Origin of the sequence: Zhongshania aliphaticivorans, from assembly GCF_902705875.1 — a bacterium.
GTDB classification, from domain to species: domain Bacteria; phylum Pseudomonadota; class Gammaproteobacteria; order Pseudomonadales; family Spongiibacteraceae; genus Spongiibacter; species Spongiibacter aliphaticivorans_A.
In genome coordinates this window covers 2,798,522-2,811,199 of sequence record NZ_CACSIK010000001.1, presented here as the reverse complement: position 1 = coordinate 2,811,199, position 12,678 = coordinate 2,798,522, and the positions used below count along the sequence as shown (strand labels likewise).

Genomic DNA, 12,678 nt, shown 5'->3' with positions numbered 1-12,678 from the left:
ACTTCACAACAAGAAAAAGCGAGTAATTATTTTATGACTATTTGGAATCGATCTTACGATATAGATCAGGTAAATGCGTCAATGAATAACACCATTGCCGAAACATTAGGCTTGCTGGTGACCGAAATAGGCCCAGATTATATTGTTGGTACGCTGCCTGTAGACAAGCGAACACATCAACCTATGGGTATTTTACATGGTGGCGCCTCGGTGGTATTGGCTGAGAGCCTAGGTAGCTTGGCTGCCAATATGGTCTGTGAAAAGGGAAGCGCCTGTGTTGGTTTGGATATTAATGCCAACCATATTCGCTCAGTGAGATCAGGAATAGTGACGGGTACCGCAAAGGCTGTGCACATTGGTCGTCGCACGCAAGTTTGGGAGATTCGCCTTGCTAATGAGGAAGATAAAACCGTCTGTGTGTCACGTTTGACAATGGCTGTCATCGACGCGATTTAACAGAGGATAAGCCTTGGCCAAGCATGGCTTCATGCTTTGCGAGCGTGGTTAGCTGCAGTACACTAGCCGGCTTTTTTGAGAGAGATTGTGCCAATGACTGCCGCCCGCTTTCAACGTCTGCGTCAGGTACTGATGTGCCGACAGCCGGATCTGACGATCGTTACCGATAATGTCCACAAGGGTCGTAATCTGTCTGCGATTGTTCGTACTGCGGATGCGGCTGGTATTGGCAAAATGCATTGCTCGATGCCAGACAAGGATTACAAAGCGTTTCGTGGCACCGCGATGGGTTCCCACAGTTGGGTGTCGGTAGATCGACACCCGGATGTGAAAACAGCCTTAACGCCCCTTAAAAACAAGGGGTACCAGGTTTTGGCTGCGCATTTGGCGGAGGATTCTGTTGATTTTCGTGAAGCCGATTACACCCGTCCCACCGTCATTCTTCTAGGTGCTGAAAAAAAGGGTGTCAGTGCTGCAGGGTGTGAGTTGGCCGATATGCACATCACGATTCCTATGCGAGGAATGGTGCAATCATTTAATGTGTCGGTGGCGGCAGGCATTATCCTAGCCGAGGCGGAGCGTCAGCGCCAGCTTGCCGGTATGTATAGTCAGCGTCGTATAGATGATGATTGTTATCACCAAACCTTGTTCGAATGGGCTCAACCCAAACTCAGTGACTATTGCCGCCAGCACGATTTAGCATATCCCGCACTTGATGATGAGGGTGAGCTATTAGATGGGCTAAGCTGGCAGCGTGAGGTGCGAAAGGGTAGTGCACCTCGCTGTAATTGGTGAGGGTAATTAGAGGAAGGTAAGTTCATTTATTCCTGCGTCATCTATCTGGAGGATGGGGGAATAATTTTATTACTGTCAGAATGCCAGCGATAATAATAGGAGTATCGCATGGCTGTAGAGACCCCAAATACCCCGGTGGATATCGACGCTTGGGAGGCATTCTGTGATGAGCTGAAGTCAGCTGGGCAACAAATCATACGCCCTGAAACCCCAGCAGATGATGTAAGCCGCGCCGAGGGATGGCGTTATTTGACCCGTTTAACTCGTATTGCACTCGATATGTTTATGGAGTGTAGTGATCGGGATTTCCCCAGCTTTTACCGCCCTTCCCATGAAACGGCCAAAATTGGCGCGGATAATCCTGATAACTATTATTTACGCGCTGAAATTAATGGCCAACACGATTATAAAATTAGCGGAACCCGCGGAACGGTAGCCTACCTTGGTTTTATTGCCATTGCCGGTGGCTATGAGGAAAAAGATGGCAATATGCGTTCAATTTCTGCCATCGATACCCACACTGGTTTAGAGGTTAATGAAGACGGCACCATTGACGTGATACTGTCGCAGACGCCAAAGCCTGGTAATTGGTTAAAAACCACTGCAGACACGCTTGCTGTATTGGTGCGTGAAACTTACCTCGATCGTAAGACAGAAACCTTTGCCGATTTAAAAATTACGCGTTTGGATGCCTCGTCAAATAAGCCCGCTGCCCTTAGCGGTCAGAAATTAAAAACAGATTTAGCAAAAACGGCCGCGTTTGTTAAAGGAACGGCAACACTGTTTGCCGATTGGGCGGAGGGGTTTAAAGCCTTTCCAAATACTTTGCCGCCCGCCGATCAAGCCTATTGCCAAAAGTTGGGGGGTGATCCCAATATTTATTATTACCACGGTTATTTCAATTTAGCCGAAGACGAGGTTTTGTTAATAGAACTCGATGAATTACCAAGCTGCGATAACTGGAACTTTCAATTAAATAATTATTGGATGGAGTCTTTAGAATATCGATACGTGCAAATTCATGTGAACAAGCATACCGCAGTATATCGGGACGACGGTGGTGTCAGCATTGTTGTGGCTGCCAAAGATCCCCAGTGTCCTAACTGGCTGGATACTACTGGGCATACGGAGGGGACCATGGCTTTTCGGTGGATTGGTGCTGATCGAATAGTGCATCCACATTGTCGTGTGCTTAAGTCGAGTGAGCTTTCCCATTTAATCGCTAAATAAAGGTCGCAAGAATAAGGAGAAGTCGTTGTGAGTACTAAGCAAGAAGTGACAGACATTGCTATTCCCGATGTTGATTTAAGTACAGCGAACTTACTAGCCGAGGCCATGGAGGCAACAGGTCTACATGATTTTGGTGATGAATCTTTTCGTGAGCCATTTGATGTTTTACTCGCGTCGCTTAATAGCGAGGCAAATTTGAATCGCGGGGGGCGATTTGGCCAATATCAGCGTATTTTAAATATTTTAATTAATCGTTTGCGGGTTGAGGCATGGATAGAAAAGCATCCAGAAATTTTAGATGAAGAGATTATTTCTCCGGTAGTGATAATTGGATTGCAGCGTACTGGGTCTACGTTTTTTCATCGTATTTTGGCCGCAGATAAACGCTTCTATGCGCCTTTATGGTATGAAGTGCGCAATCCTGCGCCGACCTTAGATTGGGATTTTACGGGTAAGGATGCACGTATTACATCAGCAGAAGAAGAAGTAACGGCAATGCTGGCCGCCAATCCTGAACTGGCGGCGATCCACCCTATGGACCCAGTGGCCGCAGACGAAGATATCTTATTATTGGAACATAGCTTTTATAGCACCGTGCCCGACGCTTTTTGTAATGTACCTAGCTATGGGCAGTGGAATGATGAGCATGACAATACACCTGCATATCAATACCTAAAACATTTACTCCAGTTCTTGCAGTGGCAAAAGAAGAAGCGTGGGCAACTGGCTGAACGGTGGTTGTTAAAAACACCGCATCATATTCATCATATTGCAACCTTACTTAAGGTGTTCCCAGACGCGAAAATTGTTCAAACTCACCGTGACCCTCTGCAAACGATCCCCTCGGCCGCGAGCATGAATTACAACTTATGGGTTTTAGGTAGTGATGACGTTGACCCTAAAAAGGTTGGTGAACAGTGGTCTGCTAAATATGCACGTGGCACTCTGCATACTTTGAATGTTAGAGATCAAAATCCCCATGCCTTCTTAGATGTTTGGTATAAAGATACGGTGGTTGACCCCTTGTCATCGGTTAAAAAAGTATACGACTTTATTGGTATGACCTTAACGGATACCGCCCGAGCTGCAATGGAAAAACATCAAGAAGAAAATCGGCGTGATAGTCGGCCCAGTCATGAGTATACCTTGGAGCAGTTTGGCCTCAGTGAAGTAGGGTTGAAGCAGCAATTTGCTGAGTATCGTAAACGTTTTGTCGAAGATGCTTAAATCAATTTTAAGGGCAGTTGATCTAGTAAATGCGTAGATTCCAGTTGTACTGAGGCGCTTGCTAGCCCTAAGCTTAGCAGTGGTTGTCACATTGCTAATAGAGGGGTTATTAAGTGCTATCAAACGAGCAAGTCGTGTCGTTAACACTGACCTTGCCAATGCATTATCGCTTTAAAGATGTGCTGGCATTTCACGGGCGGGATAAAGAGCAGGTTTCGGAACGTATTTTTGCTCACGGTTATAAAGATAGTGGTGCATCGTTGGATGGTGGTGATGTCCAAGATGATAGTTTTGAAAAAGCGCTAATCTGGCAGGGACGGGTTTGTTGCCTGCGGGTGATTTTTTTACATGACATTGCCAAGGTGAGCTTGTGCTGGGATGGCAGCCTCTTTGCGCCAACAGAAAAAGCCCTTGTGTATGCGCGCTTAAACGAGCTAGCTGGTCGCATACTCGGTTTAAATCAAGATGTCGACACCTTTGAACATAAGATGGCAGCGCTATTCGTAGGCCAGCTTCAGTACAATCGTGGTTTACGTGTTCCCCAATCTGTTTCTCCCTTTGAGGCATTGTGCTGGGCTGTGATTGGCCAGCAAATAAGTGTCAGCGCGGCGATATCGATTCGGCGGCGATTCATTCAACAGTTTGGCGTAGCACATTCTAATGGGCTTTTATGTCATCCTGATCCAGCCTTGCTTGCCTCTGCCGATGTGGCGTCGCTTCGTAGTGTAGGTTTATCTGCCACAAAGGCTAGAACGCTGCTTGATTTAGCCCATGAGATTGACGGCCAAAGTTTGGTGCTGCCAGTATTGGATGATGGTGAGACGGTTGACACAGAAGTGGCAAACAGTATTAGTAAGGCCTTATGTGGTATCCGTGGTATCGGCCCGTGGACAGTTAATTATGCCTTACTCCGAGGCTTTGCTTTTCTCGATGGATCTCTGCACGGTGATGTTGCAGTGCGAAGAAACTTACAAAAGTTGCTGCAGCAAGAAGATAAAGTCACGCCGGAGCAAGCCCAACACTGGCTAGCCCAATGTGCGCCGTGGCGTGCATTAGCGGCCGCTCATTTATGGGCACTGGATAGCGGTGTAAATTACTGAATAATAAAATAGTTCATCGTATCTATACACAGCATTTTAAACTCAGCGCCAAGTATAAACCTTTGCCATTAATACAGTTTTATGGGTGAAGAAAAGCACACGCGCTTTATGGCGCACTGTTTGTTAAAGCTTGTCGAATATACTGACTGGCTTTGTTTAGTTTCTCCCAGTTAATGTCATGTCTGATGTTGAGCTTGTCTAATAAATCAACGACAGATTCTGTTGCCACGTTTCCTGTTGCGCCTTCAGCGTAGGGGCAGCCACCGAGGCCACCAATGGCACTGTCGATAACAGAAATACCGTATTGCAGGGCAACGTGAATATTTTCTATCGCGCGACCATTGGTGTCGTGAAAATGTACTGCCAGTTTGTCCGCGGGCACATAGGGCAATACACACTCTAAAATTTCAGAAATTTGTTCTGGTGTGGCGCTACCAATGGTGTCTCCAAGAGAGACCTCATAGCATCCCATTGATATTAATTGCGCCGCTAACTTAGCAACCTCTATTGGGGCGATAAGTCCCTCGTAAGGGCAGGCGGCAATACAGGAAATATAACCTCGCACAGGAATATTTAACGCTTTAGCGCGCTCGATAATCGGCTTAAAGCGTTCGATACTTTCTGCGATGGTGCAGTTGGTATTTTTCTTGGCAAAGGTTTCTGAGGCCGTGGTAAAAATAGCGACTTCATCGGCTTTAGCCGTAACCGCTTGTTCAAACCCCTGCATATTTGGAACAAGCGCGATATAAGCGGCGTTTGGCTGGCGATGAATGCCCGCAAAGACTTGGTCGGTATTAGCCATTTGAGGTACCCATTTGGGGCTAACAAAACTCCCTGTTTCTATATAGCTAAGGCCCGCCTCAGCAAGCATATTGACTAAGTTAATACGGGTGTCGATACCAATAGCTTGCTTCTCATTTTGTAAGCCATCACGGGGACCTACTTCTACAATGCGGGCATAGTTAGGTAATGTTGGATTACTAGTCATTGGCTTACCTCAAATTGAATTAACTCATCACCACCACTGACGAGTTCACCAGCTTGGAAATAGAATGCGTTAACAATACCATCTGCAGGCGCGCGGATGGTGTGCTCCATTTTCATGGCTTCCATAATCATTAATGGTGTCCCTTCCGTAACGGCGCTTTCAGGATCAACCAAATGACTGACCACGGTGCCATTCATGGGGGCTACCAATTGATTTAAATCATGATTTTGATTGTTGTCACCAAGATCAGGTTGCTCGACTGAAAAGTGAGCGGTGGGCCCAGCGCCAAACATGCAATAGGCGCCGTTATGTGACGACACAGTCACCGATAGCCTATGACCGTCTATCGTTGCTGTTAGTTGCCTATCTTTGAGTGAACCACTAACGGTGAAATGTTGGTCTTGATAAGCTAGGCTAAAAGTAGAGCGGGGCGAATTTTCTTGAGCTGAAATGGAGACAATATGGGTGTCGCCATTTAGCTTGATTGCCAACTCATAAGCCGCAACTTGGTTAAGACGCCAATTCACGGCGGTATTCCAAGGGGAGTTGTTATCATTGCTCGCGGTTGCGCGTGACTGAATAGCTTGCTGTTGGGTAATTGCAAGATACAGAGCGGCTAGCGGTAGTGCGGTGGTGGCGGCTTGATGTGCAATACTGATTAAACTGTCTTCATTTTTACCGATAAAACCGGTGTCAAAATCGGCAGCGATAAAAGCAGGGTGGCGGCTGATAGTCCGTAAAAAGTCGATGTTATTGATTACGCCATCTATACGATATTGTGAAAGTGCTGATTCTAAGCGTCTTAATGCGGCATTTCTGTCGTCGTCCCAAACAATAAGTTTTGCAATCATGGGGTCATAATAAACACTGACTTCATCACCTTGGCGTACGCCGGTATCCACCCGGACATGTGCAGACTCTGTTGGCGTTTCAAGAAAGTGCAAGGTGCCGGTTTGCGGTAAAAACTCATTGTCGGGATCTTCGGCGTAGATGCGCGCTTCAATCGCATGACCGCGAATGTGCAACTCGTGTTGCGCTAATGGCAGGCGGCCGCCGGTCGCGACCCGTAGCTGCCAATCTACCAAATCTAAGCCCGTGATCATTTCGGTGACGGGGTGCTCTACTTGCAGACGGGTGTTCATTTCCATGAAATAAAAACTGCCGTCACTATCCAATAGGAACTCAACGGTGCCCGCGCCAACGTAATTGATGGCCTGGGCCGCACGCACAGCAGCTTCGCCCATTTCCTGTCGTAGAGATTCACTTAATCCTGGTGCAGGTGCTTCTTCTATTACTTTTTGATGGCGGCGTTGAATAGAGCAGTCGCGCTCAAAAAGATAAACCGCGTTGCCATGACTGTCGCAAAATACTTGAATTTCAATATGTCGTGGCTGAGTTAAATACTTCTCTACCAGCATGGTGTCGTCACCAAAGCCGTTAAGTGCCTCGCGCTTAGCAGCCTCTAGGGCGGCATCGAATTCGTCTGCAGACCATACTTGTCGCATCCCTTTGCCACCGCCACCCGCGGTGGCTTTAAGGAGTACGGGGTAACCCATGTCGTTGGCAGACTGACGAATAATCTCTGGGTTTTGGTCGTCGCCATGATAACCGGGTACGAGGGGGACACCGGCTTTTTCCATGATTTGTTTGGCGGCAGACTTGGACCCCATAGCGACAATGGCGTCAGTGGGTGGACCGATAAAGACGATATTTTCTGCGGCGCAGCGACGACAGAAGTCGGCATTCTCTGATAAAAAACCATAGCCAGGATGAACAGCCTTTGCTCCGCTTTGTTTGGCCGCATTGATAATTTTATCAATGTCGAGATACGAGTCCCGCGCTGGAGAAGCACCAAGATAAATTGCCTCATCAGCCATATTGACATGAAGGGCGTCTTGATCGGCATCACTGTAAACAGCAACGGTAAGCACGCCTAATTTGCGAGCAGTTTTAATGACTCTGCAGGCGATCTCGCCTCGGTTTGCTATTAGAACTTTATCAAACATGTTGCTATTCCTAGCTGTAGTTGGCGGTGTTGAACATACCAATAATGACTCTATTAGATTTCTTAAGGCGTACTTTATTTACATGCGAAATACACCAAACTTGGTTTCTTCTATGGGCTTGTTTAAGCTTGCTGACAAGCTTAAACCTAGCACCATCCGCGTGTCGGCAGGGTCGATAACGCCGTCGTCCCAAAGCCGTGCCGAAGCGTAGTAGGGGTGGCCCTGTTCTTCGTAGGTATCGAGGATGGGCTGTTTAAAAGCGGCTTCCTCATCTAATGGCCAGTCTTTGTTTTCACGTTCATATTGATCGCGTTTTATTTGCGCCATTACCCCAGCAGCTTGTTCGCCGCCCATTACCGATATTCTTGCGTTTGGCCACATAAACAAGAAGCGTGGGTCGTAGGCGCGGCCACACATACCGTAGTTGCCAGCGCCAAAAGAGCCGCCAATAAGTACGGTGAATTTAGGGACTTGGGCGCAGGCGACGGCGGTCACCATTTTGGCGCCGTGTTTTGCTATGCCGCCCGCTTCATACTGCTGGCCAACCATGAAGCCAGTAATGTTTTGAAGAAAAATAATTGGAATTTTTCGCTGTGCGCAAAGCTCAACAAAGTGGGCGCCTTTTTGAGCAGACTCAGAAAATAAAATACCGTTGTTCGCGACAATGCCAACGGGGTAACCAAAAATACGGGCGAAGCCGCAGACCAAGGTTGTCCCAAATAGTGCTTTGAACTCGTCAAAATCAGAGCCATCTACAATGCGTGCAATAATGTCTCGCACGTCGAAGGGTTTGCGGCTGTCCTTGGGGACAATGCCGTAAATTTCTTCGCTGGGGAAAAGCGGTTCAACACTGGCTTGTACGTCGAGCGATTGAGGTTTACCGCGATTTAATCGTTTCACTGCGTTTCTGGCAATCTGCAAAGCGTGGTGGTCATTTTGTGCGTAATGATCTGCAACCCCTGATACTTTACAGTGTACATCGGCGCCGCCTAAATCTTCGGCGCTAACCACTTCACCCGTCGCCGCTTTTACTAGCGGTGGGCCTGCTAAGAAAATGGTGCCTTGCTCTTTGACAATAATTGACTCGTCAGCCATTGCCGGTACATATGCGCCGCCAGCGGTGCAGCTGCCCATAACAACCGCGATTTGCGGAATACCTTTTGCTGACATATTCGCTTGATTAAAAAAGATGCGACCAAAGTGTTCACGGTCTGGGAACACCTCGTCTTGTTGCGGTAAATTGGCGCCACCGGAGTCGACCAAATAAATACACGGCAAATTGTTTTCTTGGGCGATGGTTTGGGCGCGTAAATGTTTTTTAACCGTCAGCGGGAAATAGCTACCACCTTTTACGGTGGCGTCGTTGGCGACGATCATGCACTCTTGGCCGCACACTCTGCCAATACCGGTAATTAGCCCAGCCGCAGGTAAGACTTCTTTATAGACTTTATACGCAGCGAGTTGTGACAGTTCCAGAAAGGGTGCGCCGACATCAAGCAGCGCATTGATACGCTCGCGCGGTAGAAGCTTACCTTTGTCTTGGTGGCGACGTTGAGATTTCTCGCCGCCACCATCATTAATGCCTACGACAAGCTGCTTTAAATCGTCAACTTGTGCTTGCATATATTCGGCGTTTTCTAAAAAACTCGGATCGCGCGGGTTTATTTTTGATGTCAGTACAGTCATGGTTGTCGAGTCCAGGCTATTCGCTTAATTGTAGAATCTCTATTGAGTTACAGCGTTTCTTTAAACAGTTCTCGGCCTATTAACATACGGCGAATTTCCGAGGTACCTGCTCCAATTTCATAAAGTTTGGCATCTCTTAGCAAACGGCCAGTTGGAAATTCGTTGGTGTAGCCGTTGCCGCCTAGGGCTTGAATGGCCTGCAGTGCCATTTGGGTGGCGCGCTCGGCGGTGTAGAGAATAACCGCTGCGGCGTCTTTACGACTGGCTTCGCCACGATCACAAGCCTTGGCCACTGTGTATAAGTAAGCACGGCTGGCGTTGAGCTCGGTGTACATATCGGCCAGTTTGCCTTGCATTAATTGAAACTCACCTATGCTTTGGCCAAATTGTTTTCGGTCATGTAGATAGGGAATAACAACATCTAGGCAGGCTTGCATAATCCCCGTTGGGCCGCCGGAGAGCACGGTGCGTTCAAAGTCGAGGCCGCTCATTAATACTTTTACGCCGTCACCTTCCTTGCCCAAAATGTTCTCGGCGGGAATGTGGCAATCTTCAAATACCAGCTCGCAGGTATTTGAGCCACGCATACCTAATTTATCGAGTTTGGGTGAACGACTGAACCCGGGGTAATCGCGTTCAACAATAAAAGCGGTGATACCGCGGGGGCCGCCGTGAATATCTGTTTTTGCGTAGATAACGTAAGTGTGGGCATCGGGGCCATTGGTGATCCACATTTTATTGCCATTTAGCACATAGTGATCGCCTTGCTTATCGGCTTTTAATTTCATACTTACAACGTCAGAACCCGCATTTGGTTCAGACATGGCTAGGGCGCCAATATGTTCGCCAGAGCATAATTTGGGCAGATATTTTTCACGCTGTGCGTCGTTGCCATTCTTGAATATTTGATTGACGCAGAGGTTGGAGTGCGCGCCGTAAGAAAGACCTACAGATGCAGATGCTCGGCTAATTTCTTCCATCGCAATCACATGGGCTAGATACCCCATATTACTACCACCGTATTCTTCGGATACGGTGATACCCAGCAGCCCCATGTCGCCCATTTTTTTCCATAAATCTAGTGGGAACTCATTGTCTTTGTCGATGCTTTCGGCGCGAGGCGCAATTTCACTTTGCGCAAATTGTGCGGCGGCATCGCGTAACATTTCAATGTCTTCGCCTAATCCAAAATTCAGTGTGGGGTAGGAGGGGATCATGGGCTTGTCCTTTAAGTAAAAGTGGAATGCTTTTAATTTTTTTGTGGTTTATTCATCACGGTAAGCGCTTCTTGGCAGCGCTCTTCGGCTTCATTGAGTTCGTCAATCATGTCTTCTAGATCTTGTAATTGCTGCTTGTGTTGTTGTTCTAGCAACCGCCGGCGTTCACGTATTTTCTCAATTAATTTAAGGAGCTGGGGGCTGTTATCGTGTTCAGGGTGGTACATCTCAATGATGTCTTTGCTTTCTTCCAGCGATAAGCCTAGACGCTTGCCCCGTAAAATCAATTTCAGTTTGATACGGTCTGCCGGGCTATAAATACGGGTTTGGCCATTTCTCTGTGGGTTTAATAAGCCTTTTTCTTCATAAAAACGTATCGTCCGAGTAGTAACGTCAAAGTCTGAGGCGAGATCTGAGATGCTGTAAGTTTTGTTTGCCATCATGAGGAGGACGCTTGGCTGATTTAAAGTAGGGCTTACTTTATCGTCAGTTAACGTTAACGTCAACTTGGTGGTGTATTGTTTTTTGAGGGGTGAGATTACTGCGTGGGAAGTGGGTTGCACTGTCTCATTTAATGTTAAAGAGACAGTGCGCCGGCTAGAGGTTTATTTTCGTGCTTTTAGGGTAATTGGCAGGCCGTCCGTAGGGAAGGATATGGGCACTGCGTTGTACTTCATTTCATAGCCTGGCTTCACGCTGATGGTGTAGTGGCGCAGTAGGTGGAACATAAACAGCTTCACCTGCATTTCGGCAAAGTTAAGGCCAATACATTTATGTCCGCCACCGCCAAAGGGAACCCATTGATAGAGGTGGCGTTTGTGTTCTGCTCGTTCAGCGGAGAAGCGTTCAGGGTCAAATTTCTTGGGCTCGGTCCACCATTCTTCCATGTAATGCGTAAACAGCGGTGAAATACCAATACCGGTGTTAGCTGGCAAGGTGTAGCCCATAATTTCGGTTTCTTTAATCAGGCGTCTAGGAATGGCCGGAACCGGTGGGTACATCCGCAGCGCCTCTTTCATAACCAGCGCCGCCTTGTCTAGTTTTGGTAGGTCGTCATAGCTTAGGTGGTCGCCGTCAATTTGCTTGCACTCTTCGTACAAGATGTCTTGCCACTCAGGGTTTTTGGCTAAGGCGTAGATGATTGAGCACAGGGTGCTAGTGGTGGTGTCGTGGGCTGCAAAGAGTAAGAAAATGGTGTGGTCGCGCACGGCTTCATTGCTCAGTGCGTTGCCATCTTCGTCTTTGGCATGACAGAACTTAGAGAAAAAGTCGCTACTCTCTGTGGCGCGCTTAGATTCAATATGTTTTTCAATGAAGTTTTTTAAGGTCTTGCGGCCGTTCAAGCCTTTTTGCCAAGTGGTACCGGGTATGGGGAGTTTTACTACAGCAACAGAGGCTTCCATTGCGTGTAAGAAACCCTTGTTAACGGCATCAGCTTCTTTGCCCATTTCGACACCCATAAACACCTGGGCGGCAACATCGAGTAATAAGGATTTGATGCTGTCTTTAAAGCCAAATTCGCTATTTTTGGGAAAGTCTGCCACCCCATCGCGCATGCGGGGGTTCATATCATCTAGATAACCCTGCAAGGCATCTTTCTTGAATGCGGCTTGCAGTATGCGGCGATGAAAGCGGTGCTCATCAAAATCGCGAAGCATCAAGCCGTCTGGAAAGAGGCGATCTAGTAGTGGGTCCCATGCTTTTTTGCTGGAAAAAATTTTGCCGCTGTCTTTTAGTACCAGTTCATTTGCCTCCGGCCCTAGTAGGGCAACAGAGCGTTGTAAAATTGCATTGGTTTTAAAAATTGGCCCATAGAGTTTGTTTTTACGAGATACTAATCCAAGGTAATCCGTTAAAAACTCAACGGTGTCGCCCAGGATGGGTAAGGCACCTTTATCGCCAGGTATATGGGCTAGGTCGTCGGTAGATTTACGGGGTAGATCTAAATAATCCGTGGAAGTTTTCATATAGGT

11 protein-coding genes are annotated in these 12,678 nt (G+C 47.5%); 5 read left to right on the top strand and 6 right to left on the bottom strand.

All coding sequences use genetic code 11. The annotated features are described in order from the left end of the window. Nucleotides 1–33 precede the first annotated feature (33 nt). From AELLOGFF_RS12615 to AELLOGFF_RS12595, 5 genes are all read left to right on the top strand, one after another. Nucleotides 34–456: a hotdog fold thioesterase gene (locus tag AELLOGFF_RS12615; protein ID WP_159269066.1), complete on the top strand. Its 423-nt coding sequence runs from the start codon at nt 34–36 to the stop codon at nt 454–456. A 93-nt stretch (nt 457–549) separates the two neighbouring features. Then, the gene (gene trmH, locus AELLOGFF_RS12610) at nt 550–1,251 is read left to right on the top strand and encodes a tRNA (guanosine(18)-2'-O)-methyltransferase TrmH (RefSeq protein ID WP_159269065.1); all 702 of its coding nucleotides are present in this window, start codon (nt 550–552) and stop codon (nt 1,249–1,251) included. Between the two features lie 108 nt (nt 1,252–1,359). Continuing rightward, entirely contained in the window at nt 1,360–2,481 is a 1,122-nt protein-coding gene (locus AELLOGFF_RS12605; protein ID WP_159269064.1) for a DUF1214 domain-containing protein, read from the top strand. Nucleotides 2,482–2,508: 27 nt separating this feature from the next. After that, nucleotides 2,509–3,708 carry a sulfotransferase family protein gene (locus AELLOGFF_RS12600; protein WP_235036459.1) on the top strand — a complete coding sequence of 400 codons (1,200 nt, stop codon included), beginning with the start codon at nt 2,509–2,511 and terminating at the stop codon, nt 3,706–3,708. A gap of 113 nt (nt 3,709–3,821) precedes the next feature. Further along, on the top strand, nt 3,822–4,808 hold the full coding sequence (locus tag AELLOGFF_RS12595) for a DNA-3-methyladenine glycosylase family protein (protein ID WP_200842664.1): 987 nt from the start codon (nt 3,822–3,824) through the stop codon (nt 4,806–4,808). A 106-nt stretch (nt 4,809–4,914) separates the two neighbouring features. Here AELLOGFF_RS12595 and AELLOGFF_RS12590 read toward each other — a convergent pair whose 3' ends face one another. The 6 genes from AELLOGFF_RS12590 to AELLOGFF_RS12565 form a co-directional block, all read right to left on the bottom strand. Further along, a complete protein-coding gene (locus AELLOGFF_RS12590; RefSeq protein WP_159269063.1) occupies nt 4,915–5,796 on the bottom strand; it encodes a hydroxymethylglutaryl-CoA lyase in 882 nt (293 codons plus the stop codon). Next, entirely contained in the window at nt 5,793–7,802 is a 2,010-nt protein-coding gene (locus AELLOGFF_RS12585) for an acetyl/propionyl/methylcrotonyl-CoA carboxylase subunit alpha (RefSeq protein WP_159269062.1), read from the bottom strand. Before AELLOGFF_RS12585 ends, AELLOGFF_RS12590 begins: the two co-directional genes overlap by 4 nt. A gap of 78 nt (nt 7,803–7,880) precedes the next feature. Further along, entirely contained in the window at nt 7,881–9,488 is a 1,608-nt protein-coding gene (locus AELLOGFF_RS12580) for a carboxyl transferase domain-containing protein (protein WP_159269061.1), read from the bottom strand. Between the two features lie 47 nt (nt 9,489–9,535). Continuing rightward, the gene (locus AELLOGFF_RS12575) at nt 9,536–10,705 is read right to left on the bottom strand and encodes an isovaleryl-CoA dehydrogenase (RefSeq protein ID WP_159269060.1); all 1,170 of its coding nucleotides are present in this window, start codon (nt 10,703–10,705) and stop codon (nt 9,536–9,538) included. 32 nt (nt 10,706–10,737) lie between these two features. Beyond that, the gene (locus tag AELLOGFF_RS12570) at nt 10,738–11,145 is read right to left on the bottom strand and encodes a MerR family transcriptional regulator (RefSeq protein WP_159269406.1); all 408 of its coding nucleotides are present in this window, start codon (nt 11,143–11,145) and stop codon (nt 10,738–10,740) included. 165 nt (nt 11,146–11,310) lie between these two features. Then, the gene (locus tag AELLOGFF_RS12565) at nt 11,311–12,672 is read right to left on the bottom strand and encodes a cytochrome P450 (RefSeq protein ID WP_159269059.1); all 1,362 of its coding nucleotides are present in this window, start codon (nt 12,670–12,672) and stop codon (nt 11,311–11,313) included. Nucleotides 12,673–12,678: the final 6 nt, after the last annotated feature.

What these genes read in the sequence shown, in the direction of transcription:
- AELLOGFF_RS12615 (WP_159269066.1), top strand. Translation starts at nt 34, where the DNA reads ATGACTATTTGGAATCGATCTTACGATATAGATCAGGTAAATGCGTCA.
- trmH (WP_159269065.1), top strand. Translation starts at nt 550, where the DNA reads ATGACTGCCGCCCGCTTTCAACGTCTGCGTCAGGTACTGATGTGCCGA.
- AELLOGFF_RS12605 (WP_159269064.1), top strand. Translation starts at nt 1,360, where the DNA reads ATGGCTGTAGAGACCCCAAATACCCCGGTGGATATCGACGCTTGGGAG.
- AELLOGFF_RS12590 (WP_159269063.1), bottom strand. Translation starts at nt 5,796, where the DNA reads ATGACTAGTAATCCAACATTACCTAACTATGCCCGCATTGTAGAAGTA.
- AELLOGFF_RS12585 (WP_159269062.1), bottom strand. Translation starts at nt 7,802, where the DNA reads ATGTTTGATAAAGTTCTAATAGCAAACCGAGGCGAGATCGCCTGCAGA.
- AELLOGFF_RS12580 (WP_159269061.1), bottom strand. Translation starts at nt 9,488, where the DNA reads ATGACTGTACTGACATCAAAAATAAACCCGCGCGATCCGAGTTTTTTA.
- AELLOGFF_RS12575 (WP_159269060.1), bottom strand. Translation starts at nt 10,705, where the DNA reads ATGATCCCCTCCTACCCCACACTGAATTTTGGATTAGGCGAAGACATT.
- AELLOGFF_RS12570 (WP_159269406.1), bottom strand. Translation starts at nt 11,145, where the DNA reads ATGGCAAACAAAACTTACAGCATCTCAGATCTCGCCTCAGACTTTGAC.
- AELLOGFF_RS12565 (WP_159269059.1), bottom strand. Translation starts at nt 12,672, where the DNA reads ATGAAAACTTCCACGGATTATTTAGATCTACCCCGTAAATCTACCGAC.